The sequence below is a fragment of the Raoultibacter phocaeensis genome (assembly GCF_901411515.1).
Taxonomy (GTDB): Bacteria; Actinomycetota; Coriobacteriia; order Coriobacteriales; family Eggerthellaceae; genus Raoultibacter; species Raoultibacter phocaeensis.
In genome coordinates, this window is record NZ_CABDUX010000001.1 from 1,430,864 (window position 1) to 1,456,651 (window position 25,788).

The window sequence follows — 25,788 nt, forward strand, 5'->3', positions numbered from 1 at the left end:
GCTCAACTTGGATATGAGACAGCTCGAGTACTTCGTCACCGCCGCCGCGTCGGGAAGCTACTCGTCTGCCGCCAAGAAGCTGTTCGTTTCGCCGCAAGCCATTTCGAAGGGCGTGCAGGTGCTTGAACGAAGCATCGGCGTCGGCTTGTTCGAACGGGGGCCGAACGGCATCGCGCTCACTTCGTTCGGTGAAACGTTCTACGAGGAGGCGAAGTCGGTTCTCGAATCGCTTGAGCGACTGCAGAACATGGCGGCTCGCTACCAGCAGGAACATGCCGCCTCGCTTACCGTCGGTATCCATTCGCTGTGCTTTAGGGAAAACGGTGGCACGATCGATTGGAACGATCTGCTTGGATTCCACGATGCGCACAAAGACGCCGCCCCGATCTTCCTCGAGATGCGCGGCGATTCCATCTTCGATGCGGTGGTAGGGGGAGAAGCGGATTTCGGCATCACCGTACCGAAGGATTCGTATTCAAGCGAAGTTGAGAGCGTGCTGCTCAAGCGCTTTCCCTTAGCGGCCGTCGTGTCCAGCTCAGATGAGGATTTTGCGAGTAAGGACGCCGTTACCATCAAAGATCTGGCTGCAAGCTATCTCGTATTGTTTTCCGAAGAGGATGCCTTCAACAGCTTCTTCATCGAGCAGGCTCGCGAGGACGGCATCGCGCTGGGCATCTCGCCCCTCCAGATTCGGGCCGTCAGCGATATCGATTTCGTCATAGGGCACAGCCAGTACACGGTGCGTCCCTACCAGCACGCCACCCGCACCACCCGCAGCGACCGCGTGCGCATCTTGCCTATCATCGGTGCGGATCACGGCGAAAACGCCATGCCGCTTACCATTTTCTGGAAGAAGGACCGTAAACTTACCGAGCTCGAAAGCCTGTTCGTCGAGATGGTCGTGAACTTATACCGTGCAGCAGAATCGCCCCAGCCTGAGGTAGGGTAGGGTTTAGGGGAAAGGTGGCAGCGCGTCGCAACGACGGTTGCGGCAGATGCCTCTTGCCGCCGCCCGGCTCCTGTGCTGCCTGCGGCCACGCAACGCCGTATTGCGCGCACCCCGCGAAACGCCCTTTGCTTTCGTAACCTGCTGTGCGCGTCAGGTGCAGTTCGCTCTCGAATGCGCTATCATTAACCCAACATCATCCATGACGTTAAGGCTTTCTGAACCCGAAACAACCGCAGCACGGAAGGCACATGGCGAACGAACAGCTCATACTCAACAGGTACAGGCCGATCGCGCAAGCGGGGTCGGGCGGTTTCGGCACGGTTCAGGTTGCGTGGGATACGCGCATCCAGCGCCGCGTGGCCATCAAATGCATCCAGCTTGACGAAAGCCAGGCGTTCAGGGCTTTGCAAGTAGAGGCGCAGGCCGTGTACGGTGATCCGTACCGCGGGGCCGGCGCATACGGCAATGCCGACTCGCTTCGCCGCCCCGATCCCTATGCCTCGAGCGATCCCTATGCGCACGACGACGCCGATCCGTACCGCGATCCGCACGAGTCCTTCGCCGTCTCGCTTGAAAACCTGCCGGGCCTCGATGAGGCGCGTACGGCTGCGCTTCTGTCAGACCCGAATATCGTCGGTGTGTACGATTTCGAGATACAAGGTGCCACGGCCTATCTCATCATGGAATACGTCGACGGCACCACGCTCACCGGCCTTTTGCAGCAGTACGGCGACCAGCTCTCGCTCGATGCGATGGCGGCCATCTTCTCGTCGGTCGCCCACGCGCTCGAAGTCGCTCACGAGAACCAGGTGCTCCATCTCGACATCAAACCCGACAACGTGCTGATCAATCGCCAAGGTCAGGTGAAGGTGACCGATTTCGGTCTGGCAACGCTTTCCGATGCGTCGGGTTTCGGCACGGCGGGCGGCGGTACGATCGGCTACATGCCCCTCGAGCAGATGCGCCAAGAAGCGCTCGATGCGCGCTGCGACGAATGGGCTCTTGCGAGCATGACCTACGAAATGCTCACGGGTACGAATCCGTTCATCGCGTCTGATCTTGCGAAGGCGGAGGCGGCCATCGAGGATGCCGAGCTCGTGCTTCCCTCCTTGTGCTACGACGGTCTTGATCCGGAGGCCGACGACGTGTTGTTCTATGCGCTCGATCCCGATCGAGAGGAGCGCTACGATAACGTCGAAGACTTCTCCGAGGAGATGAGCCGCTTTCTCGGTAACTCAGCTCGCGGCCATAAAGAGCTTGCGGTGCTCGTGGGGCAGGCGGCCATCGAGGAATACGAAGAGGAAGATGAGGTTGTTGAGCGCATCAGCCTGTTCGACCGTATCGGCACCGGCAGACTGCAATCGATCGTCGTGCGCGTGTGGGCGGCGCTCGGCGTAGGCCTTACCGGGTTCGTTGCGCTTTCGAACATCGAGCCGGTCGGGGGATGGGCGAGCCCCGTCTTTTGGGGCCTGTTCGCGCTGCTCGTGTTGGCGGGGGTTTTGAAGCCTCATCTGGGCGCGTTGCTTTCGTTGCTTATCCTGTCGGTTGCGCTCATGTTCCATGAGGCCTTTGTCGTAGGCATTCTGTTGATCGTTGCCGTTTGCCTCTGGTGGTTCTTCGTCGGACGTCTGAGCGACGAGGCGCCGAATGCGGTGCTCTCGCCGGTGCTGTTCGGGGCGTTCGGATTCAATCCCGTTACGCCGCTCGTGTCGGGATTCTTCCTCAGCGTGAAGGATGCGGTGGCTACAACGGTGCTTGCCTTTCTGCTGAGCCTTGTTCTTTCCGGGTTCGGGTCGGCAAGCCTCATGGGCTGGAACGCGTTCGCATTCTGGAATTTCGACGCGATTGATATCCAGCACAATATGCTCGTACTGCTCCAGCAGCCTCTCACCTGGTGCATGCTCGCAAGCTGGCTCGGTAGTTCGGCGATTGTGGCATTACTCTGCCGTCGGCAAACGCGCTTCTCTGCGGGCGTCGGCATCGTACTTGCTTGTGCGCTCATGGTTGCGGCGCTCTGCTTCGGCGCATGGTTCGTTTCGGGCATGTCTTCGTGGGTTCCCGATTGGACGTTCTTTGTTCCGACGATGGGCGCAGGGGTGGTCATGGCCGTCGTCTGCGCATTCGGCGTGCCCATCCGTTCAGGTGAAGAGGATTGGGAAGACTGAGTGAAATCGGTTGCTGCACAAGGCGGCCGCAAGGCGTGATTCGATCTCCCGGTTAGTACGAAATCACGTTTGCGAATGATCTTATCAGAGAATATAGGACTGTGTCGGGCTTGTGATCAGGCGTGTTGTTTTCCTATAGGTTTCAAAAATTCAGGGAAGCACCTTAAAATCGTTCGCAAACGTGATTTTGTGCTGGGAAATAGTAAAAAAGCCAAGTTTCTGTGATTATAAATCTAAGCCAAACGCAGATCGGACCTTAACGATTTGGGCTCGTACTCGCCATATGTTTCATCATGTTCTCCGTTCAAATTGATTTTTCCTCGTTGTTCAGGTGGCTGGCTCCGTTACTCGTGCTTTCGGTCGCACTCTTTCCCTGGCAGGAGGTTGCCCCAAACTTTATATCGACAACGATTGCCCGCATTGCCGATACCTCCATGCAGGTTATTACGTACATCTATGTGATCGGCCTGGCCAAGCGCAAGGCTATGTTGCCTGTTTTGGGAATCGGTCTCACGCAGGGGTTCGTGCAGCTCGGAGTTCTTGCGGGAAATTTGCTCGGGGTATGGGCCGGGCGTGCGGTTTTTGAGGGGTCGCTCGGCGTATTCGTGCTGGCGCTCGGACTCATCTGCCTCATCTCGTTTGCGACGATGCTCGTACCGCAGGGGCCACGAAAGCCGTTTGCGCACGATGGCTTCGAAGCGATCGACGACGAACGTAAAACAAAGGATCAGTGCGAGCACCTTGCCGAGCAGCTCGACCTTTCGCCGCGTGAGCGGCAAATACTCGAATACCTTGCGAAAGGCCGCTCCCAGCCGTATATCCGCGACGAGTTGATTCTCTCGAAAAACACGGTAGCCACGCACGTGAAGCATATCTACCAAAAGCTCGGGGTACATTCCCGTCAAGAGGTACTCGGTCTGTTCGAGGGAAGATAGGCGGGCTGCTTTGGGAAGAGTGTCGTGTCGATCTCGCCACACTAACGAGTCCCGCGTACGGCATCGCCTCTCATTTGCCGCAACGGATTCGACTAGTGTGAGGGAAACAAAAAACGGCCCGCCGTTTCTGAGCGGGCCGCGAAGGATCGCGTGATGACAGCGTGCGGGCTCACGTGGTCTCGTGTGGTTATTTCAGCAAATCTGCGATCTTGCCGATGATGAGTTCGAAGCTTACGCCGCGCTCCTTGAAGTCGGGCTGTTTGCTCGACACAATCATGGCGTCGTGCACGAAGTCGCCTGCGAACACGACCGCCTCCTGCAGGCTCTTGCCCGCCATGATGGCGGCGAGCAAACACGAGCAGTACAAATCTCCGGTTCCGTGGAGCATATAGGGGAGGTACTCGTTCTTTGCCTCAAAGAGCTCGCACTTCTCGCCGGCGACGAAGTTGTGGATGCAGGTCTCGCCCTCGCGCTGGATGCCCTTGAGCACCACGTTTTTCGCGCCTTTCTCGAGCAGGCCCTCGATCATGCGTTTGGCGGTATCGTCGTCGATGTCGGTGCCGGGCCACTCCTGTCCGAGGATGATGGACGCTTCGGTGAGATTCGGCGTGAGGATGTCGGCTCCGCAGGCGAGCTCCGCCATCGCATCGCAGAGTTCGGGCGTATAGGTGGGATACACCTTGCCGTGATCCGCCATGACGGGATCGACTACGCGCAGGGCGTTTGGATACATTCCGTACAGATCGCGGATGCGATCGACCTGCTCGGGTGCTCCGAGAAAGCCCGAATACACCGCATCGATCTCGACGCCGATGTTCTTCCAGGCAGCCAAGTAATCGGAAAGCATGTCGGTGGTGTCGTGCATGTACCATCCGGGGTAGGCGGTATGCGAAGAAAAGAGGCCGGTGGGGACAGGACATACGTCGCAGCCGGCAGCGGAAAGCACGGGTATTGCCACGCCAAGCGAGCACTTGCCGTAACCGCACAAATCGTGAACCGCGGCAACGCGGGGGATGTAATCGCCTTTGCGCTCGTACAGGTGCAGGTCTTGTAGTGCCATCTAAACTCGCCTTCTTCTCTCGATCGTTATCAGGAAACCGCAACGCGCGACGAATCGGTAAGAGCTACCACGATACCGCGCAAACGAAACGCGCGGTGCCAAGTGCTACCGATTCGTTAACGGGGTGCGTTTATTTCGAGTCTTCGTCTTCCTCGTCATCATCGTCGTCGAAGAACGACCAATCGTCTTCGGTGGGCTCGTGATTGGAGAACCGCTTGCGGGTTCTGCGCTCCATGATGACGCTTGCGATGATGCTCAGCACGAGACCGATCCCGATGAGCACGCCGATGCCGGGAATGGTGTTGAACAGAAAGTTATAGATTTCTCCGAGGTCCATGAGTACCTTTCAGGTTTGCATATAGGCTGATCAACAAATTGTCATCGAACAGGTCCATCCATACAGAATTGTATTTTAGTAGAGTATACTATGCCCGATCAAGAGCGGGTGCGTCGTGACACCATAAATCCTCCGTTAGTTCAGGATAGGCCCCGAAACGATGAGCTGGAGTTAAGAACGTGCGGTCTCGTACTGTAAAACTGCATAGCAACCACGTCCTGTTCGTCATCGTTTCCGTGGCGGCTATTGCGGCGGTGCTTGCCGCTTCGGTGGTTCTGCTCAGCTCGATCGATCAAAAGCTGCGGCAAGGGGCAGAGCAGCAGGTTACGACTTTCACCGAGCAAGCAGCCTCCAACGTGAAGGATCGCATGGGCTATATCCAAAACGCGATCGGAGCCTTTACGGTCGAAACCGATGATCTTGCGCAGTTGGAGCCCGCGCTTGCGGAGTTCAAAAGCCGTTTCGGCTTCGAATCGGTAGCGTTTGCGGGAATGGACGGCATAGGGATCTACTCGGATGGACAGCCGTTCTCAACCGCTCAGCTCAAGGTTCCCGAAACGGCGATCTCAGAAGGGCGGCATTCCTATTCGGGCACGTACGATGTGGGGGATGGCTTGCTCGGCAAGCTTGCCCAGAACCCTCTGTATATACAAGGCGTCCAGGTCGGCGCGCTCTACGTTGTCGTGCCGAGCACCATGTTTTCCATGGAGCATAGCCTCGACATGTTCGACGGACGAGGGTATTTCATCCTCTTCGATGGCGATACCGAAGAGATCATCGTTGCGCCGTCCGAGCCGACGGTGACTCCCATCGAATCGAACACGAAGATATACGAATTTCTGTACAAAGCGCAGCAGGTCGATCAGAAAAGCAACCCGCTGCTGCAATCCGATCGCAACGCGCAACAGAAAAGCTCCGTTGCGAAGCTCGAGCGCGCGGTGGCCGACGGAAGCTGCGACCTCGTTACCGCCAGCATTGACGGAAAAGAAAGTTACGTATGCGTCGCCCCCGTTCAGATCGGAGATTGGTACGTGTGCAACGTCGTGCCCGTCGACAACGTGAGGGCCGAGGGCAGTGCCGTGATGGCGGCGTTCCAGGTGGTGTTCGCACTTGTGATCACCTGCTTGCTCATCGTGCTTGTCGTATCGTACTTGTTCTATCGCAAGCGCATGCAAGAACGAGGCGTCGAGATGAAAACCCGCCTGTACGGGGCTTTGTCCGAAAGCCTCGACATGGCAGTGAACATGTACTCGCCCGACGATGCTACGGTTACGCCGATCGTCGCGAAGGCGAGCGAGATATTCGGCTTTTCCATGGCTGAACTTATGGGCAAAGCCGAAGTGTTCGACAAGATCGCGCTTTCTTCCGAAGGCCGCGATCTGCTCGGCAGGATACGGCGCGGTACTATTGAAAGCCTCGAACAGGGGGAGTTCTCTTTCAAAGAGCCGTGGAGCGGAAGACCGAGCTGGGTATTCTACTCGGTCACGCCGTTTACCTATGAGGGCAAGGCGCAGCTGCTCGTGGTGTTTCGCGATGCGACTGACGAGAAGACGCTGCAGCTTTCCATGAGCGATGCAATGGTGGCCGCAGAAACGGCCAATAAGGCGAAATCGGACTTCCTGTCAAACATGAGCCACGAGATCAGAACGCCCATGAACGCGATCATCGGCATGGCTCAGATCGCTCGCAAGAACCTCGGCGACGATCAGAAGGTGAAGGAGAGTCTCGATAAGATCGATCTTGCGTCCGACCATCTGCTGACCATCATCAACGATGTGCTCGACATTTCGAAGATCGAAAGCGGCAAGATGATTCTTGCGAACGAGGTGTTCAGCCTGTCCGACGTGATCGACCGCGTAGTAGCGGGGATCAAGGGGCAGTGCGAAGCACGCGGCCAGACGCTTTCGGTCAAGCGCCACGGAATCGATGCCGATGCGTTTATGGGCGATCAGGTGAGGCTGCGCCAGATGCTGCTGAACCTTCTGGTAAACGCCTCGAAGTATACACCTGAAGGCGGGCATATCCGCTTCGAGGTGTCCGAAAAGCCGAGCAACGTGAAACGCTACATGCACGTTACGTTTACCGTTGCCGACGACGGCATCGGCATGAGCGGGGAGTACCTCGAGCACTTGTTCGAGCCGTTTGTCATGGAGGGCCGCTCGACGGTACAGGGCACCGGCCTCGGTATGCCCATCGTGAAGAACATCGTGACCATGCTCAACGGCGATATTCATGTCGAAAGCGAGCTCGACAAGGGGACGACGTTCACCGTATCGCTCACGCTCACGCGTGCAACCGAAGATGAAAAGGGACTGCTTGTCACCGATGCACCGGCTTCGAAGATACCTCCCGCGGGCCGCTCCGCTGAATCAGGTGACAGCGCGCGCTTCAGCGGGTTGCGGGTGCTGCTTGCCGAAGACAACGAGCTTAACGCGGAGATCGCCAAAGAGCTTCTCTCTGATGCCGGCCTCGAAGTCGATTGGGCTGAAAACGGCGAGCAGGCGTGCATCTTGTTCGAGCAATCCGAGCCAGGCGCCTATGATGTCGTGCTGATGGATATTCAAATGCCCATCATGAACGGGTACGAAGCGGCGCGCACCATCCGCTCGCTTGATCGTGGCGATGCCGCGTCGGTTCCCATCATAGCCATGTCCGCCAACGCGTTCATGGAGGATATTCAGGAGTCGTTGCGCTGCGGCATGAACGCGCATCTTTCGAAGCCCATCGATATGGGCCAGGTACTTGCAACCATCGCTGAGCAGATCAAGGGCTGAAGCGGGGACATGGGTGGGAACGACGGCGAGAATCCTACGGGAAGCTCTTGATTCGGAGAATTTCGACCGATCGGCCTGAGCGGGTTGCTCGATGACGCGCTACGGTCAACGAAAACGCACATCTCCGTTATTTCGTCTGCGCTATACTGGTTGGAACCTTGTTGCTGGCTATCGGCGCAGGGCGTATTCGTTCGAGACGTAAGGAGCGCAGTCGCATGCTAGACATTCGATTTGTCCGAGAAAACCAAGAAGCCGTCGCTACCGCGATGAAGAATCGCAATGCTTCGTGGGATTCCTCGCGCTTCTCTGAGCTTGACGAAGCGCGCCGCGCAGCGATTGCCGAAGAGGAGGCGCTTCAGGCTGAACGCAACGCCGCTTCGAAAGCCATCGGCCAGATGATGGGGCAGGGCAAAGCCGACGAAGCCGAGGCCGCGAAAGAGCGGGTTCGCGTCGTCAACGAGCAGATTTCCGTGCTTGCCGAAAAACGCGAGGAAGCCGAAAGCGCCCTGAACGCCCTGCTCCTTTCGACGCCGAACATGCCCGCCGATTCTACGCCGATCGGTGCCGACGAGGACGACAACCCCGAAGTGCGCCGCTGGGGCACGCCGCCCGTTTTCGATTTCGAATTCAAGGCTCATTGGGATCTCGGCCCCGAGCTCGGCATCATCGATTTCGAGCGTGCGGTGAAGCTTGCAAAGAGCCGTTTCATTCTGCTCGGAGGCCTCGGTGCCCGCCTCGAGCGCGCAATCATCAACTTTATGGCCGACACTCACGCATCCCGCGGCTACAAAGAGTGGTGGTGCCCCGCTATGGCGAATGCCGAAACGCTCACGGGTACCGGCCAGCTTCCCAAGTTCGAGGAAGACCTGTTCAAAACGAGCGAGGGCCTCTACCTCATTCCCACGGCCGAAGTGCAGTTGACGAACATTCATTCCGGCGAGGTGCTCGATGCCGAGCAATTGCCGCTCAAGTACTGCGCCTATACCCCGTGCTTCCGTGAAGAGGCGGGCAGCGCCGGGCGCGATACGCGCGGGCTCATCCGCGTGCACCAGTTCGACAAGGTCGAGATGGTGAAGTATGCCAAGCCTGAAGAGAGCTTCGACGACCTCGAAGCGATGGTGGCCGATGCCGAGAACATCTTGCAGCTTCTGGAGCTACCGTATCGCGTAATCAGCCTGTGCACAGGCGATATCGGATTTTCGGCGGCGAAAACCTACGATTTGGAAGTGTGGCTGCCCAGCTACAACGGGTACAAGGAAATTTCCTCCTGCTCGAACTGCACCGATTTCCAGGCGCGTCGCGCAAACATCAAGTACCGCGATCCCGATGCCTTCAAGGGTTCGCGCTACGTCCACACGCTCAACGGTTCGGGTCTTGCGGTCGGACGTACCATGGCGGCCATCATCGAGAACTATCAGCAGCCGGACGGTTCCATTAAGGTGCCCAACGTGCTCGTGCCTTACATGGGCGGCGTAACCGTTATCGACAAGGCTTAAAGGGCCTGCAGCAAGAAAACCGTGACATCGCAGAAGCAGGCACAGCGCAAGAGCGTGAAAAGCAAGGCGAAGGGCTCGAAGAAGGGCTCGTCTGGCCGTGCGCGCACGCGTGATGCACATCAGCCGAAAAAGCGCCGGTGGCTGCGCATCGTCATCGGTATCCTCGTTGCGGCTCTAGTCATCGTATTTGCGGCATTTTCGTGGGACCGATGGTTTCGGTTCGACGATGCGGCCGACATCCAGGGAAGTTGGCAGGCGGCGGGTCAGGTTGCTGCGGTCGAAATCGATGGCGAGCAGATGCATCTCACCGACGAGGTCGCCTACCAGTACACGCTCGATACCGGTGCGAAAACGATCGAGTTCTCGTTCGGCAAACTCACGGGTTCGGGCACGTACCGTTTCTCAGACGATCGGCGCACGCTTACGGTCGTCGAGGGTGGCAGCGTGAATCTCGTTCGCGAGTTCTTCCTGTTGTTCGGATTTGACATCGCGGCAGGCGACGACGAAGGCAAACCGACGACCGTGTTCACCAAGAAGGACGTCGGCGAGCCTGCCCTGCCGTCTCAGGATCAGTCCGCAAGCGGGGCAGCCGAAGACGGCGTTTCTGGCGGCGGCGATCCTGCTGGTACGGACTCACCTGACGGTTCTGCCGAAGGGACGGTCGGCGGCGATGGGGACGAGCCTGCTCCTGTTCCGGATGGCGGGGAAGAGGGGGGTGCAGACGCCGGTGAGGGTGGCTCGGGTTCGGATGCGAGCGCGCAAGGTGGCGACGGCATGCTGTTCGATACGATCAACGATCGCGGTGCCGCCTCATGACCGACGAGGGCGGCGTGGGCGGAGTCCGCAAACTCCCTCAAAATGCGCGTACGCTTCCCGATGCCGAAACGCAGGATTTTCCTTGCAGCGGTTGCGTCGGGCCCGCTTTCTTGCGCATCGACTCGATTACCGTGCAGCCCGGACGAATCGTGTGCGAAGTGACGGTCGATCCTGTACGGCGCACTACCGATCCAGCGCTTGCATCCGCACTGCTTCGCGAGCATCCAACCCTGCTTTCGCACGCCTGCGTGAACGACGTAGGCGATACGTTCGGCGATGTTATCGAACGCACTTCGGTGCCGCACTTGCTCGAACACCTCGTGATCGATTTGCAGGCCCGCACCGATGGGCGACCGGACGACACCTTCGTCGGTACGACCGAGTGGATTGATGAGGGGGAGGGCCGAGCGGTCGTGCAGGTGAGCTTCACCGACGATTTAGTGTGCTTGCGGGCTTTTCGTGATGCGGCGGAAAAAATCAACGACGCGATGCTAAGGTAAGCGAATGTCTTCCGCGCACATCATATTCGATCAAACGGGCGGCAAGGTCGCTCATCGCGTCACCACGATGCGTACTTCGGCTGTGCGCGATTTGTTCGCGGCGGCTTCCCGATCCGATATCATCTCGCTTTCCGGCGGCATGCCCGATGTGTCGCTCTTACCACCGAGCGCCATCAAAAAGGCGATGAAGGCTGCGGCGGAGGACGATCGCGCGGTTGCGCTGCAGTACGGATCGACCGATGGGCGCGTCGAAACGAAGCAGGTGTTTTGCGACCTCATGCGCGATATCGGTGTGCGGTGCAAGCCTGAAAACGTTATGATCACGAGCGGCGCGCAAGAGGCGCTCGACCTGATTGCAAAAGCGTTCATCGATCCGGGCGACATCATCTTGGCCGAGGGGCCCACGTATTTGGGCGCGCTCCAAGCGTTTTCGGCATACGAGCCCGATGTGCGCTGCATTCCCTTCGACGAAGAGGGCATGAGGATGGATCTGCTCGAAGCCGAACTTGAGAAGATCGGCAAGGGCGGCCCGAAATTCCTCTACACCATTCCGAACTTCCAGAATCCCGGCGGCGTGACCATGTCGCCCCCTCGCCGCAAGCGCTTGCTCGAACTGGCGAAAGAGTATGACTTCTTTGTAGTAGAAGACGATCCGTACGGGAGGCTTCGCTACGACGGCGGGCATATGAAGCCGCTTAAAGCGCTCGACGATGATGTGGTGTACCTCGGAACGGTCTCGAAGGTATTCGCACCGGGGTTGCGCACCGGCTGGGTAGTGGCATCGAGGGGCTTTCTCGCCAAACTCAATTTGGTCAAGCAGGGGACCGACCTTTGCGGAAGCGCATTCAACCAGGTGGTCGTTCAGCATTACTTCACCGATACGCCGTGGCAGAAGACGCTGCAAACGTTCGTCGATACATACCGAACCCGCCGCGATGCGATGCTTGCGGCGCTTGAGGCGCATTTCCCGCCCGAGGCGACGTGGACGCACCCCGAAGGCGGCTTCTTCGTGTGGGTCACGCTTCCCGAGTACGTCGATACCGGCTCGATGCTGTCGGTCGCACTTGAGAAGGGCGTTACCTACACTCCGGGCGATGGGTTTTTCCCGAAAGCATCGGCCGGTCAGAATTGCATGCGGCTCGCGTTCTGCTTCGAGTCGCCCGAAAACCTCGACGAGGCGATCCGCCGGCTGGCCGCCGTAATAGAGGAGCGGCTCGAGTTGTACCGGGCGTTCATCCAGGCGGGAGCCATTGAGGTTCCGTCGTCCTGACGGACTCGTGAAAGGAAAAGGAACGGCATGAAGGTAGCGGTTTTGATGGGTGGAAGCTCGTTCGAGCGCGAATTCTCGTTGGCGAGCGGCAAGCGGGTATGCGAAGCGCTCGAAGAAGCGGGACACAAAGTCGTGCCGCTCGACACCACGTCGGATCTCGTGCCGGTACTGCGAAGCGAGCGGCCCAACGTGGCGTACAGTGCGCTCCACGGCAAGCACGGCGAAGACGGCACCATCCAAAGCCTACTCGAATTCCTCGACATTCCCTTCGTGGGATCGCCCGCTTCGGTGTGCCGCAGCACGTGGAACAAAGATTCGCTCCATACGACGATGGCGGTCTACCGCGAAATGACGGGGGACGATCCGGTGGCTTCATGGCCCCAGGGCATCTGCATCGCACGTGATGCGTTCAAGGATATGGGTGCCGCCACAGCGCTCGATCTGGTGGAAGATCGCGTGATCGGCGGGTATCCCGTTGCCGTAAAGCCTGCTCACGGCGGATCGGCGCTCGGCGTTCATCGGGTGGATCGCGTCGAAGACCTCGGCGAAGCAATCCTCGATGCGCTCTCATTCGACGAGTTCGTCGTTATCGAGCAATGGGTCGAAGGTGTGGAAATGGCCGTATCGATTCTCGGCGACGGGTGGGATGCCCATGCCCTTCCCCCCGTTGAAATCGTGCCGAAATCGGGTTTGTACGATACCGCAGCCCGCCTCGACCCCGATGCGGTCGAGTTCTTCGCGCCTGTGCGGCTTTCATCGCTTTCCCCCGACGAGGCGCAGGCTCAGGCTATCCGCGCTGAGGTCGAGCGCGCCGCGCTCGAAGTGTACCGCGCGTATGGTCTGCGTGACCTGGGCCGCATCGACGTCATTTGGGACGGTGCCCAAGCCCGGGTGTTCGAGACGAACGTCTCGCCCGGCATGACCGAGCTTTCGCTGTTCCCTGCCGCCTGCACGGCGGCGGGCCTGTCGCTTTCGGGCGTGCTCGATCATCTGGTAAGCCAATACGCGTAAAGCCGTCGCGCGGTCAAACGGCTCCATGCCGCGCGGCAGCCGCATGCGCAACGATGTCTTCGACAAGCAGATGGCGTGCGGTATCAGGCCATCTGCGCGATAAGTTTTCTCATGAGAGCGTCGGGCCAGGTAATGCAAAGGTTACCGCAGTCGTACTGCACAAGATCGCCCTGTTCCAAACGAGCCACAAGGGTAAGTAGGTAAGTATTGTCGAAAAGGTAAATCTCGTCGCAGATCGGAGCAATCTCTACGAGGTTTTCGAGAGAGGTTACCGCCCTTTTCGCAACGACGAGAGGATCGATGCCATGGCCTCCGACCTCGATTCTGCGTGCAATACGGTTTTGCGCAATTTCGGGGTTTTCGACGCCGACGTAGTACATGACGATGCGGTAGCCAAGCGCATGCGCGCGTTTGATGCGCATAATGATCGATCGGCCGGTAAGCGTGGTTTCCTGATTGAATGACATTCCCTGGTCGAGGTATGTTCGAAGAAGGCCGATGGCGGCTCTTCCCGCTTCCATCTGATCGTGGGGGTTTGACCAATCGCCGCCCTGCTCTTTGAGGATCTCGTCCGAATTTACCCGAGGCATGCTTTTGACATCGAGCGTCGAGCTCCAGAGGTTCGATCTGAACAAAGTCGATTTGCCTGCTCCGTTGATTCCGGCAAACAAAGTGTAGAGTTTTGTGGTTGCAGGTTCGGGTGCCACTAAAAAACACCGTGCTCTATCAGCTCGCGCTGCTTTTCCTGAAGGAAGAAATTGGCAACATGCACGTAAAAGCGTTCTTCGCGATCGCTTGCAGCCGCATCGAGAAACCGCGCATCATAACACCCCGCAAGCAAATCCTCGCATTCACGGTACAGGTTGCGTGCCGCTCGAACATCGGCGTTGGAAACGTTTGCTCGAGGATGCGTCTCGCTGTTGCGCGGCCGTCCCGCGTGAGGATTCAGGGCTTTTCGGCGCTGAACCGATCGCTCGTAGACAAACCACATGCGTCCAACTTTTTCGCCTTCAAGGATGCCGCTCGAGAGCATAGCCCTCACCCTTGCTTCGGTTACGCCGAGCTCGCATGCCGTATCCTTTACCGTAAACATAGATGCTCCTCGTGTTGTTACCCGGCAGCATCGGCAATGCTGCCGGCAATCATGTGTTCTTCAATTAATTATATCGTTAGCGCAATACTTTACAACTCCGATCGCTCGGGTCCTATCGTCTTATCGGTTACGGGTAGGCAACTGTTTCGTGAGGGGCGGATGTTTTTGCGAAGCCCTAATACGCCATACCGTATAATGTGCCTCATCGATACTAAACTCTTGAGGAGGCAATTATGGGCAATAAAGGATTCGGCGCATTTTTGGCCGGTGGCGTGATCGGCGCAGCCATTGCGCTTCTGTACGCACCCCGCAGCGGTTCCGAAACCCGTGCGATAGTGTCCGATAAGGTCGGTGCAGCTTGGGGCGAGGCTCAGGAGTTCGGCGCCCAGGCTTCCGAGAACGTGCAGCAGTTCTATCAGGACGCTACTGCGAAGGGCCAGGAAGTGTACCAGAATGCAGCAGCAAAAGGCCAGGAGGTCGTAAGCGCTGCATCTTCGAAGGTTCAAGAAGCTGCCAGCAACGTTAAGCCGGTGTTCTCCGAAAAGAACGACGAGCTTCGCGAAAAGATCGAAGCGGCCCGTCAGCGCATTGCATCGCAGGTTGCTAAAAACGCTGAAGCAGCACACGATGCTGTGAACGACAAGATTCCCGTGGCCGCAGACGCCGCCCAGAACGTGGCCGACAAGGCGCACGACGCGCTTGACTCCGTAGCCGTGAAGATCTCCGGCAGCGATGCGGGTACTCCCGTGCAGGATAAGGTGGCCGATGCCGCAGACGATGCGGTCGACAAGGCTGCCGGCGCGGTATCCGATGCTGCGGCTGCCGCGAAAGACGCTGCTGACGACAAATAGCGCATCGCAACGGGCCATACAGCCTGGTGCAGCAGCGATTCGCATCGGTTTCGGTGCGTCCTGTAAGTTCACGAGAAATAAGGGCATCCGCATACGGGTGCCCTTTGGAAACTGAAGCATGGCGAAAAACTCATATACTTCGAACGAGATCATCGGCACTCGCGTGATCGGTGGCAAGAACGGAACGCGGCGTATCGGCAAGGTACGCCGTCTCGTGTTTCATCCGAAAGAGAAGCGCGTTATCGGATTCATTGTGAAACGCCCCGACCTTTTGTGGATGTTCCGCCGTAAAGACAAGTTCGTCTCGATCGACGGTTACGATCTCATCGATGGGCGTCTGTGCATACGCAACGAGCCCGATGCGACGGACCGTGCTGCGTGCAAAAAGCTCGGCGTCGATTGGGATTCCTGCGTGCTTTGGATCGGCTTGCCCATTCTGTCGGAGGACGGAACCGAATTCGGGTTTGTGGGCACGGTAACGTTCAATCGACTCACCGGTGCGGTGGAAAGCATCGAAACCGACGGCGGCGCCACTTCGAACACGCTTCTGGGCAAACGCGTTATCCCCGCCGATCTCATCACGGGTTTTCGCCGTGGTATGGGTGCGGCCATTGCGCAGACCGGTCGTGAAAGCGAACAGACCGAGACGACCGAATACGGCGCGATCCTCGTATCCGACGAAGCGAAAGACATCGTGGCCGAGGGCGGACTTGCCGAAAAGGCGGGTGCTGCAACGGCGGTCGCTGCAGACAAAGCAGGCATGGCCGTGAAAAAAACGGGCGATGCGGTCAACAAGGGCGCGAAAGCGGTCGGCGAGCGCGCCGAAGCGACCAAAGAGGGATTCGTCGGTTTCAAGGACGAATTCCAGAAGGAAAGCGGCGCCGCCGAGAAAAAGAAAAAGGCGCTTGATGGCGAGACGGTCGAAACCGAGTCGGCGAGCGAGCAGATCGGCAAGGCCGTCAACCAGGGAGCGAAGGCGGTCGGCAAGCAGATCAAAAAGTCCAAAGGTATGTTCTCGGCCTTCAAAGAGGAATACGATAAAGCACGCCACGACGATTGATCAAACGGAAAAGAAACAGGTATATGACGCAAAAACGCACCAGTGATTCACCTAACCGCGAAGAGCAGGGCTCGACGGGCAAGCTTCATGCACTCAAGGAAGACGTTCACGAAAAGAGAGAAGAGCTCCACGAGAAGAAAGAGGAGCTTGAAGAGCGCGCGCACCAGACGGTGAAGATCGGCACCAAGTCGTTTGAAAAAGGCGACATCATCAAGTTCGCCGGCCTCATCGCTTTCTTCCTAGTCATGCTCTTTGTCTGCGTGCTCATATTCCCCTACATCAAAGAGCTGTTCGAACCGGGTGGCGTGGAGCGTGTGATCGATAAGGTACGCGGCGCGGGGCCTGTGGGCGTGTTCATTTTGCTTGGCCTGCAGTTTCTGCAGATCGTCGTTGCTTTTATTCCCGGTGAGGTCACCCAGGTGGCAGCGGGTATGCTGTACGGCCCCTGGTTCGGTGCGCTCATCATTCTCATCGGATGCATCATATCGAGCGCGTTCATCTTTGCACTCGTGCACAAGCTCGGAGCACCGTTCGTGCAGAGCATGGTGCCGACGAAGTACCTCGAGAAATTCCGTGCGTTCGAGAAAACCGGCAAGCTCAAGATGATCGTGTTCATCCTGTTTTTGATTCCCGGTTTGCCGAAAGACGTGTTCACGTACCTGGTCCCTCTTACCGATATGCGCATGCGGGATTTCGTGGTGCTTTCCAACATCGGACGGATCCCCGGCGTCATCGTGTCGACGTATGCAGCAGATGGCCTGATCGACGGACGTATTTGGGAAAGCGTCATCATCTTCGTTGTCGCTGCGGTCATCGCTGTGATCGGCATCGTATTCAAGGATAAGATCATGGAAGTTGTGGGCAAAGCATCCAAGCACAAAGAGGATTGATTGCTCGTTTGACAAAGCGCTGACCGCCTGCGCATTCGTGCGCTGTAGTGCCCGCGGTCGCCTTGTGTGCCTTCGATCATAAATCTTAAGAAATACGCCGTTTGCGTTAATGAGTTTGTCGGGCATGGAACATGGTTAACGATACCATGACGGAACCACTCAGAGCGTATACCGCTCGGTATCATGGTGGCAACAACTCGAATGAGAAAGGTCCATCATGGATACTAACACCAACGATGCAAAGCCATCGATTGCTGATGAAATAGCCGCCGCCGAAGCCGAATTGCGTGCGGCTCAAGAGAGGCTCGATGCCGCAAAGGCGAAGGCTTCGCTTGAGGAAGGCCCCGCCGAGCAGGCAGAAGCCGACGAAGAACCCGTCGCTGCGGAAAGCGAAACAATCGAGGCTGAAGTCGTCGAGGCAACGGTAGTCGCGAGTGGCCCGATCGAGCTTGAAGCCGAGCCGGTGCCTGCTCCCGATGCTTCGAACGCAGATCCTAACTGGGTTCCCTATACCCCTGACGAGCAGTCCCAATCTGTGCCTCAAGAGGCGGTCGGCTCTTGCGAGAACCAGACGCCCCCGCCTCCTCCGGTAGGTTCGTACGAGAGTCAGGCGCAGTCGGCGGGCGAACAGCCTCAAGGCGGATACTATTGGCAGCAGCCCCAGCAGGACGGCTACAGCACCCAGTACGGGTATAACACCCAATACGCGCCGCCGCAGAACCCTTATGACGCGCATTCCCAGCAGCAGTACTACTATCAGCAGCCGTATGCGCCCGTCGTAAGCTCGAAAGACCATGTGGCGGCAGGGTTGCTGGCCATTTTCCTCGGTTCGCTCGGCATTCATAAGTTCTACCTCGGGTACAATACGGCAGGATTCATCATGCTCGCCGTCACCATTTTGGGCGGGTTGTTCACGTTCGGCTTGGCCGCTGCGGTCATGGGTGTTATCGCATTCATCGAAGGCATCCTCTACCTTATAAAGTCCCAGAGCGAATTCGAGCAGATCTACGTGTTCAACAAGCGAGAATGGTTTTAAGAGGTCGAGGGTACTCGGAAACGGTCGCGTCCGAACTTGTTCGGTATTGAGTTCGACGGTTTCTGGGAATCAGCCTTGATCAGCCGATTTCCATCGATCAGCTGCTTGTCCCCGATATTTCTTGTGAAAAGCCCTCGATACGGGGGCTTTTCCTATAGAATTGGCGCTATGGTTTCAAGTTCCTACAGGGATTTCCTATAAAGGAGGAAGATATGCCCAAAATCACTCGTGATCAGGTGAAGGTGCCGGTCGACGTGATGCCGGAGTCGCGGGAAGAGTACATCGACAACTTTATGAAGGCAACGCGCGGGACGGGTCGTCTCATGCTGTTTGCGTGCGATCAGAAGATCGAGCACCTGAATGCGGACTTTTACGGTGAGGGCATCGATATCGCCGATGCGAAACCCGAGCATCTGTTCGAAATCGGAAGCCAGGGCGTATGCGGCGTTTTGGCCGGGCAGCGCGGCCTCATCGCTCAGTACGCGGCCGATTATCCCGAGATCAACTATCTCGTGAAGATGAACTCCAAGACCAACATCGTCGGTACCAAACAGGAAGATCCCTATTCGCCCCAGCTCTACGATCTCGATGCCGTGCTCGCCATGCGCGAAGCGGGAGTGAACATCGTGGGCATCGGCTACACCATCTATCTGGGCTCCGAGTTCGAAGCCACCATGATGGCCGAGGCAGGCGAACTTATTGCTCAGGCTCACGCCAATGGCCTCATCGTCGTCTTATGGATCTACCCGCGCGGCAAAGCAGTCACGGCCGAAAAGGATCCTGCGCTCATCGCCGGTGCTGCCGGTGTGGCGCTCTGCCTCGGCGCAGACTTCGTAAAGGTGAATCCTCCGAAGCCCGAAGATGGAACCGCTCCAGCCGAAGCGCTCAAGGTCGCTTCGATGGCTTCCGGCAGATGCGGACTTGTGTGCGCCGGCGGCTCGACCGTTGATGCCGAGACGTTCCTCACTCAGCTTTACGACCAGATCCACGTGGGCGGCGCTTGCGGTAACGCCACGGGACGCAATATCCATCAGCGTTCTCTTGATGAGGCGGTGCGTCTGACGAAGGCCATTTCCGCCATCACGCTCGCCGACATGTCGGTTGAGGATGCGCTCGACATCTTCAACGGCGATGAGGATTTCTCGCTGTAGAGCATTCTTTCAATCGGTGGTTTAGCTGCCAGGCCCTCTTCCTCAGGAAGGGGGCTTTTTCGTTGCTGTTGCTTTACGCAATGAGTGAGCCATTCGCAGACTTGACTTCTGTGCTAGCATTGCACTTCGGGATCGTCTGAGACGAGGTGGGTGTTCTTGAAGGTATTCGAAACAAAAGAACCAATAGGAAACGTGCTCGTTCCCTTCCGATGGGATCTTTTGGGATTCGGCTTCTGCCGCGCGTGGGTGACGGGGTTTCTTGCTTATTCGGCGAATGAGATATGGACGTCGGGAGCATCCTTTAGCCTTCAGGTCGTGCTGTATCTGTCTGCGGCCGCAGTCGCAATATTTGTAGCTTTGCTGGCGAAAGACGGTTTGTCGGGCTGGACTGTCAACCGCCGTACCTCTATCGTTTTGTCATGTACGGCGGCGGGGGTGCTCGGCATGGTGTGCGTTATGCTCGGGAAGCTCGAATCCATCGATGCGCTATTTTTCTTCGGTTTCGTCCTCGTGGGTGGAATCTGCGGGTTCTTCGAAACGGTGTGGGGAATCAAGTTTACGAAGCTGCCGTCGTCTGGCATTCAGATTTACACGTTGTTCGTCATGGCGGTTTCCTCGCTGCTCGGCATAGCAATGGGCTTGCTGCCCCATGCTGGTTTCTTTATTGTTTCGTTTGTGCTGTTCGGATTGATGGTCGCGTTCCTGCTCGCCAAAGCTCCCGAAAGCGAGGTGAAAGAGATTGATCGGGATGCGGGCAAAACCGATGTGGAGAGTACGGGTGACGGCGATATTCGCAGGCGAAGCAAAAGGGCACTTGGGAACATTCTCTTGAGCTGCTTGGTTTTTTCCCTCATCTACAACCTCGTCGTTTCAATCACCTACGATGCCTTGCCCTCCGAAATAGCATCGCAGATACGGTTCTGGGCTAACTTGCTCGCGGCGCTTATCCTTCTCTGCTCGTTTTTGCTCATAAAGCCAATCAGTGCCGTTGCTCTCTTTCGTCTCATTCTCCCCATTACGGCTATCGGGTTCGTGCTCTACCTCATTTCGCCTGCTACGTTCGGCGAGATCGCTCTCATGGTTTCGAGTGTCAGGCGCAAATTCTTCGACATCCTTACCTGGATACTGATTGCGAAGACGGTGCAGGTATTTGGTTTTTCCCCGTTGCGCTACTTTGGGTTCCTTGCTGCGGCAAAAAACCTCGGGTATGCGCTGGGGCTCGTCCTTGCGACGTTTGCGCTCGGGGCACTCGATGCTCAGGTCATCCAGATTGCTACGTTCGTCCCGATTCTCATTCTTGCGTTGATTGTCTGCTTCTTCTGGCTGTTTCCTGAAAGGACGATAGATAACCTCTTCAACGCGTTGCCGATGGATCAAAGCGTCCGATCGCATGAATCGACACTCGAGCGGAGTGCACGTGATGTGGCTGCTGTCTATAAGCTCACTCCTCGCGAAACGGAGGTACTGCTGCTTATGGCGAAAGGGAGAAACCTGTCGGTCATCATGACAAAACTGCACATCTCGAAAGGAACGGCCCATACTCATATGACGCACGTGTACCAAAAACTCGGTGTGCACGCCCAGCAAGAGCTCATTGAAATGGTCGAAGAATTCCAAAAATAGCCGCGTGTCAGGCTTTTGATGCCATCAAGTAAAGGGTATCGAACCTGATCAAAAGCGTCTAGACTCAGCTGGTCTAGAAAGCATCTCAAGGGTTTCCGCCAAAATCCATGCGGCTGGTCGATGCAGCTTGATGGTCGAAACTGCATAGTCTCCTTCGGTAACGGATACGTGAACTTCGGTTTGCCGATGTCCGGATAATCAACCGCAAACAAGGAGGAGACCATGGGAGAAGTCTACGAAGCACGGACGGGTGTCTCGAGGCGCGGGTTCTTGAAAGGTGCGGCGGCTGGGCTGATCGGTGCTGGTGCGCTGGGCACAGGAATCGTGTCCTTAACCGGATGCAGCACCCAGGGTGCGACGGCATCGGGCGGTACGGTTACCGCATCTGCAACCGCACCTGGCTACGGCGGCGATGTTGCGGTGGAGCTGACGGTGGATACTGGAAGCGGTGCGGTGAAAGGTGCCGCCATCGAGGGAAAATTCGAGACACCGAATCGCGGAGGTCGGGCCATAACAACGATGCAGCAAACTATGATCGATACCGAAAGCATTCAAGTCGATACGGTGGCAGGAGCCACCTTTACCTCCTCTGCTATTCAGGATGCTTCGACTCTCGCATACAACGAAGCGATGGGTTCGTCTGGCTCGATGGAGGTCATTATGGCGCCGGGCGAATACACCGGCAAAGCCAAGGGGTATTGGCAGATATGGGATCTACCGGTCACTATTACCGTGAACGAAACATCGATTCTCAAGATTGATGTGCCAACCGATCGGTTCGAGCACGGGGAAACGGAAGTCATCCTCCAAAGCGTTAAGGATTTGCTTTTCCCGCGCATTATCGAGAACCAGTCGATCGCGGTTGATGCTGTTTCTGGTGCCACTGCGTCGAGCAATGCGGTTAAATCGGCAATCAAGCAAGCATTGCAGGAAGCCCTTGTGGCGGGCGGATCGAATGCCGCCGCAGTCAGCATGTTCCAAATTGCTCCGGAAAAGAAAGAAGCAGGGGAGACCGAAGAACTCGATGTTGACGTGCTGGTGGTCGGCATGGGGACGGGCGGCATTGCGGCAATGAAAAGTGCTTGCGAGACGATACAGGAGCTCAACGGGGGAGGCCGTGTGAGCTTGCTCGGAATCGACCGTGCAGGAAAATACGGCGGCAAGTCGGCGTTGACGCACGAGGGCTGCGCGATCAACCCGCCCGAGTATCAGGTTGCGAAAAACTCAGGCGAGCCTTTCGTCGATGCGGAAGCTTTCAAGGCGACATGGAAGCAATTCACAACTACGGACGGTAAGCAGACGGCGAAAGAAGACTTGATCGATATGTATTTCGAAGAGTCGGGGCGCACCGTCGATTGGCTTTTCGATATGGGTTGGATATTCGGCGATATGGGCAAAAAGAACCCATTTACGGGAGGTTTGACGAGTTACAACGTGGCTTTGACTTCGAATGCCGATGTGGGCACGTACGAAGACCGGCGTGCCGTGCTCGATACTTATTACAAGCAGATGCTCGCCGAGGTTGCCGCGCAGGGTGGCGCATACCTTCTCGAGACGGAAGGGTACGAGTTTCTTACTGAGGGGGACAAGGTTGTTGGCGTCAAGGCACGAAACCACGCTACGGGCAAAGAATACACCATTCATGCAAAGGCCGTCGTGATGAACACGGGCGGATTCAGCGCGAATGCCGATATGGTTGACGCGCTGCTTGACGAGAGGTGGCGCGGCGAGCGCAAGCGGATCGGCACCGATCAGGATACTGGGCTGATGATACAGGCGGCGCTCGACATCGGGGCAGGAACCTACAACATCGGCATGAGTCCGAACATCATGCACGTGAGCATCGATCATTGGCTCCACCAGTACCCCATCAACTTCTATGATGATGTGCTCGATGGCCGTACGGGCAGGTATAAATCGTGGACGCTCAACAACATTCCGATCGCCTGCGGCATTTCGGCGAATGTGGTGGCTATCGACAAAGAGGGCAGGCGCTACATGAACGAGGCAAAGTACGAAAGCTTCGCCGACGATCAGGATCATGAGTCGTGGCCGTGTTTCGCGTCGGGCAATTACTATTACGCAATCTTGTCAGACGATGTGCTTAAGGAAATCGCAAGCGAGGGATTCAACAAGATATACAAATGGGAAGGATACTGTGCGCAGGGTGACATTCCCGCAGACATGCCCGTTCCAGAGGTGTATGAGGGCCTTGGATACGCCGTTGGGGAGGGCATCGCATGGAAGGGTGAGACGCTCGCCGACCTTGCGAGCCAGATTGGCATTGACGGCGGGGTTCTCGAGTCGACCGTCGAGGAATACAACATACTATGCGAGGGCGGAAGCGATACTGTGTACGGGAAAGACCCTCAGTACCTGACCAAATTCACCAGCGGTCCCTATTATGCGATCCAGATATTCAACACCTCGTTCTCGACGTGCGGGGGCTTGGACGTCGATACGGATATCAGGGTTCTGAAGGACGATCATGCGACGCCCATCTCAGGTCTCTATGCGATCGGGGTCGATTCGATGGGTGTGCTCCTGAATCCCAACCGCAACTACGTTGGCTTCGGAGGAGTGGCTCAAGGCTGGCTGTGGACGAGCGGCCGCTTGGCAGGTAAGAATGCGGCGCAGTACATCAACGATGAGTACGGCGGGTTTACCTATGTGAGCCCTGCGCTGGTAGACGTGGAAGCTCAATCGTCGGCACGTTAAAGTGAACTGAGGTACAGGAGCTTGGTACGTGTATTGCGATCGGGTGGTCGATGAGTAGTCGACTACCCGATTTTTTGGCATAGCAGGCACCTCAGGGGTCCGAGTGTCGAGTTGCTTCATCACGTCGGCTCAAAAGCAGCATGCGGCTGCATCGATGATGATTTTATGAGTACAATATCTTTATTGATAATTAATATCAATAAGTGGTTCCAATCCTGATACACTACCAGTAACAAACAGGACCGTCGCTCATGGCACCGCGAGCGCCGAGGAAAGGAATCCTACGATGTCGGACACCACCAAACTCACGAACGAGGTCGGCAATCCCGTTGCCGATAACCAAAATACGCTTACGGCGGGGGAGCGCGGCCCCATGATGCTCCAGGACAACTGGATGATCGAAAAGCTCGCGCATTTCGATCGCGAGGTTATTCCCGAACGCCGCATGCATGCCAAAGGTTCGGGAGCGTACGGAACGTTCAAAGTTACCGGCGACATCACCGAGTACACGAAAGCGAAGGTGTTTGAGCCCGGCTCCGAAACCGAAGTGTTCGTGCGCTTCTCGACCGTTGCGGGCGAGCGGGGTGCTGCCGACGCCGAGCGTGACATCCGCGGGTTCGCTATGAAGTTCTACACGCCCGACGGTAACTGGGATCTGGTCGGCAACAACACGCCCGTATTCTTCTTGCGCGATCCGAAGAAGTTCATCGACCTCAACCACGTGGTCAAGCGCGATCCGCATACCAACATGCACTCGCCGCAGAGCAACTGGGATTTCTGGTCGAGCTTGCCTGAGGCGCTCCATCAGGTGACCATCGTTATGTCCGACCGCGGCATCCCGGCAAGCTACCGCCACATGCACGGATTCGGCAGCCATACGTATTCGCTCATCGACGAGAACAACAAGCGCACCTGGGTGAAGTTCCATCTCAAGACCGAGCAAGGCATTAAGAACCTCACAAACGAGGAGGCCGCCGCGCTGATCGCGGGCGATCGCGAAAGCCATCAGCGCGATCTGTTCGGGGCCATCGAGCGAGGAGAATTCCCGAAGTGGCGCTTCTGCGTGCAGCTCATGGACGAAAAGACGGCGAAGAACTACAAAGAGAACCCCTTCGACATCACGAAAACGTGGAGTCAGAAAGAGTTTCCGCTTATCGAAGTCGGCATCCTCGAGCTCAACCGCAATCCCGAAAACTACTTCGCCGAGGTCGAGCAAGCGGCGTTCGCTCCCACGCATCTTGTGCCGGGTATCGGTTTGTCTCCCGACAAGCTGCTCCAAGGCCGCCTGTTTGCGTACGGCGATGCGCAGCGCTACCGTTTGGGCGTGAACCACAATCATATTCCCGTCAACAAACCGCGGTGCCCGTATGCCGAGTTCCATCGTGACGGACAGATGCGTACCGACGGAAACTTCGGCGGCACGATCGGCTACGAGCCGAACAGCTACGGCCAGTGGCAGCAGCAGGCCGATGCAGCCGAGCCGCCGCTCGACCTGTTCGGACCGATGGACGCATGGGACCCGAAGGACGATCCGACCGACGACACGTTCTATCAGCCAGGCGATCTCTATCGTTTGATGGAAGAGGACAAGCGTGCCGCGCTCATCGCAAATACCGCAGCCGATATCGCGCCGGTCACCGAGAACATCAAGCTGCGTCACGCGGCCCACTGCTATAAGGCCGATCCCGAGTACGGCACGCGCTTGGCCGAAGCACTTGGCCTGTCGGTTGACGAGGTGGTTCGGCTCGCGAGCATGACGCACGAAGAGCGTATGGCCGCAACCGGTCAGCAGGTACCTGCCGCGAAGAAGGGCGGGGCAATCCGCTAAGTAGATCCTTGGCCTATCCTCTTCGAGCATCAAAAAGGATGTCCCGTTTCTGCTGAGTTTTGGGCATGGAATCGGTCGAGGCAAGGCCCGTCGTCGGCGCTACCCGCACAAAGCGAGTATGCCGACGCATAGCACATGCGGCCGGATCCAACTCCCTCGATCCGGCCGCTACCCGCCCTTCCTGCTCCTTCTTCCCGAGGAGCTTTCCGTGCAAGCCCCTTTCGC

At 57.3% G+C, this 25,788-nt stretch carries 21 protein-coding genes; 17 read left to right on the forward strand and 4 right to left on the reverse strand.

Going from position 1 to position 25,788, the window contains the following annotated elements:
* Positions 1-13 precede the first annotated feature (13 nt).
* From FJE54_RS05620 to FJE54_RS05630, 3 genes are all read left to right on the forward strand, one after another.
* Positions 14-949 (forward strand): LysR family transcriptional regulator, encoded by a 936-nt coding sequence (locus FJE54_RS05620; protein ID WP_255467289.1) that lies wholly within the window; start codon positions 14-16, stop codon positions 947-949.
* Positions 950-1,197: 248 nt separating this feature from the next.
* Complete coding sequence (locus FJE54_RS05625) at positions 1,198-3,114, forward strand: serine/threonine-protein kinase (RefSeq protein ID WP_139651728.1); 1,917 nt, start codon at positions 1,198-1,200, stop codon at positions 3,112-3,114.
* 434 nt (positions 3,115-3,548) lie between these two features.
* Positions 3,549-4,049, forward strand: a complete 501-nt coding sequence (locus tag FJE54_RS05630) for a helix-turn-helix transcriptional regulator (RefSeq protein WP_180326584.1) — start codon at positions 3,549-3,551, stop codon at positions 4,047-4,049.
* Between the two features lie 187 nt (positions 4,050-4,236).
* Here the strand turns inward: FJE54_RS05630 and FJE54_RS05635 are convergent, their stop codons facing one another.
* Both FJE54_RS05635 and FJE54_RS05640 read right to left on the reverse strand, forming a co-directional pair.
* Positions 4,237-5,109 carry a PfkB family carbohydrate kinase gene (locus tag FJE54_RS05635; RefSeq protein ID WP_139651730.1) on the reverse strand — a complete coding sequence of 291 codons (873 nt, stop codon included), beginning with the start codon at positions 5,107-5,109 and terminating at the stop codon, positions 4,237-4,239.
* A gap of 130 nt (positions 5,110-5,239) precedes the next feature.
* Positions 5,240-5,446, reverse strand: a complete 207-nt coding sequence (locus FJE54_RS05640) for a DUF6724 family protein (RefSeq protein ID WP_139651731.1) — start codon at positions 5,444-5,446, stop codon at positions 5,240-5,242.
* 179 nt (positions 5,447-5,625) lie between these two features.
* Between FJE54_RS05640 and FJE54_RS05645 the strand changes: the two genes are divergently transcribed.
* The 6 genes from FJE54_RS05645 (at position 5,626) to FJE54_RS05670 (ending at position 13,313) form a co-directional block, all read left to right on the forward strand.
* The gene (locus FJE54_RS05645; protein ID WP_255467245.1) at positions 5,626-8,220 is read left to right on the forward strand and encodes an ATP-binding response regulator; all 2,595 of its coding nucleotides are present in this window, start codon (positions 5,626-5,628) and stop codon (positions 8,218-8,220) included.
* A gap of 215 nt (positions 8,221-8,435) precedes the next feature.
* The gene (gene serS / locus FJE54_RS05650) at positions 8,436-9,716 is read left to right on the forward strand and encodes a serine--tRNA ligase (RefSeq protein ID WP_139651732.1); all 1,281 of its coding nucleotides are present in this window, start codon (positions 8,436-8,438) and stop codon (positions 9,714-9,716) included.
* 21 nt (positions 9,717-9,737) lie between these two features.
* Positions 9,738-10,532, forward strand: a complete 795-nt coding sequence (locus FJE54_RS05655; protein ID WP_139651733.1) for a hypothetical protein — start codon at positions 9,738-9,740, stop codon at positions 10,530-10,532.
* On the forward strand, positions 10,529-11,032 hold the full coding sequence (locus FJE54_RS05660; protein ID WP_255467246.1) for a cyanophycin synthetase family protein: 504 nt from the start codon (positions 10,529-10,531) through the stop codon (positions 11,030-11,032). Before FJE54_RS05655 ends, FJE54_RS05660 begins: the two co-directional genes overlap by 4 nt.
* Positions 11,033-11,036: 4 nt before the next feature.
* Positions 11,037-12,302, forward strand: coding sequence for an aminotransferase-like domain-containing protein (locus FJE54_RS05665; protein WP_139651734.1), 1,266 nt, complete (start codon positions 11,037-11,039; stop codon positions 12,300-12,302).
* A gap of 27 nt (positions 12,303-12,329) precedes the next feature.
* Positions 12,330-13,313 carry a D-alanine--D-alanine ligase family protein gene (locus FJE54_RS05670; RefSeq protein ID WP_139651735.1) on the forward strand — a complete coding sequence of 328 codons (984 nt, stop codon included), beginning with the start codon at positions 12,330-12,332 and terminating at the stop codon, positions 13,311-13,313.
* An 83-nt stretch (positions 13,314-13,396) separates the two neighbouring features.
* Here FJE54_RS05670 and FJE54_RS05675 read toward each other — a convergent pair whose 3' ends face one another.
* A complete protein-coding gene (locus FJE54_RS05675; RefSeq protein ID WP_139651736.1) occupies positions 13,397-14,020 on the reverse strand; it encodes an ATPase in 624 nt (207 codons plus the stop codon).
* The gene (locus FJE54_RS05680) at positions 14,020-14,406 is read right to left on the reverse strand and encodes a helix-turn-helix domain-containing protein (protein WP_139651737.1); all 387 of its coding nucleotides are present in this window, start codon (positions 14,404-14,406) and stop codon (positions 14,020-14,022) included. The genes FJE54_RS05675 and FJE54_RS05680 overlap by 1 nt, the downstream gene beginning before the upstream one ends.
* A gap of 233 nt (positions 14,407-14,639) precedes the next feature.
* Between FJE54_RS05680 and FJE54_RS05685 the strand changes: the two genes are divergently transcribed.
* From FJE54_RS05685 to FJE54_RS05720, 8 genes are all read left to right on the forward strand, one after another.
* The gene (locus tag FJE54_RS05685; RefSeq protein ID WP_139651738.1) at positions 14,640-15,257 is read left to right on the forward strand and encodes a YtxH domain-containing protein; all 618 of its coding nucleotides are present in this window, start codon (positions 14,640-14,642) and stop codon (positions 15,255-15,257) included.
* Positions 15,258-15,375: 118 nt separating this feature from the next.
* Positions 15,376-16,317, forward strand: coding sequence for a PRC-barrel domain-containing protein (locus FJE54_RS05690; RefSeq protein ID WP_139651739.1), 942 nt, complete (start codon positions 15,376-15,378; stop codon positions 16,315-16,317).
* A 23-nt stretch (positions 16,318-16,340) separates the two neighbouring features.
* Positions 16,341-17,207: a TVP38/TMEM64 family protein gene (locus FJE54_RS05695; RefSeq protein ID WP_139651740.1), complete on the forward strand. Its 867-nt coding sequence runs from the start codon at positions 16,341-16,343 to the stop codon at positions 17,205-17,207.
* 217 nt (positions 17,208-17,424) lie between these two features.
* Positions 17,425-18,243: a TM2 domain-containing protein gene (locus FJE54_RS05700; RefSeq protein WP_139651741.1), complete on the forward strand. Its 819-nt coding sequence runs from the start codon at positions 17,425-17,427 to the stop codon at positions 18,241-18,243.
* A 212-nt stretch (positions 18,244-18,455) separates the two neighbouring features.
* Entirely contained in the window at positions 18,456-19,394 is a 939-nt protein-coding gene (locus tag FJE54_RS05705; protein ID WP_139651742.1) for a beta/alpha barrel domain-containing protein, read from the forward strand.
* 156 nt (positions 19,395-19,550) lie between these two features.
* On the forward strand, positions 19,551-21,017 hold the full coding sequence (locus tag FJE54_RS05710) for a helix-turn-helix transcriptional regulator (RefSeq protein ID WP_139651743.1): 1,467 nt from the start codon (positions 19,551-19,553) through the stop codon (positions 21,015-21,017).
* A gap of 222 nt (positions 21,018-21,239) precedes the next feature.
* Positions 21,240-23,735, forward strand: a complete 2,496-nt coding sequence (locus FJE54_RS05715; RefSeq protein ID WP_139651744.1) for an FAD-binding protein — start codon at positions 21,240-21,242, stop codon at positions 23,733-23,735.
* A 286-nt stretch (positions 23,736-24,021) separates the two neighbouring features.
* Positions 24,022-25,563 carry a catalase gene (locus tag FJE54_RS05720; RefSeq protein WP_139651745.1) on the forward strand — a complete coding sequence of 514 codons (1,542 nt, stop codon included), beginning with the start codon at positions 24,022-24,024 and terminating at the stop codon, positions 25,561-25,563.
* The last annotated feature ends 225 nt before the right edge of the window (positions 25,564-25,788 follow it).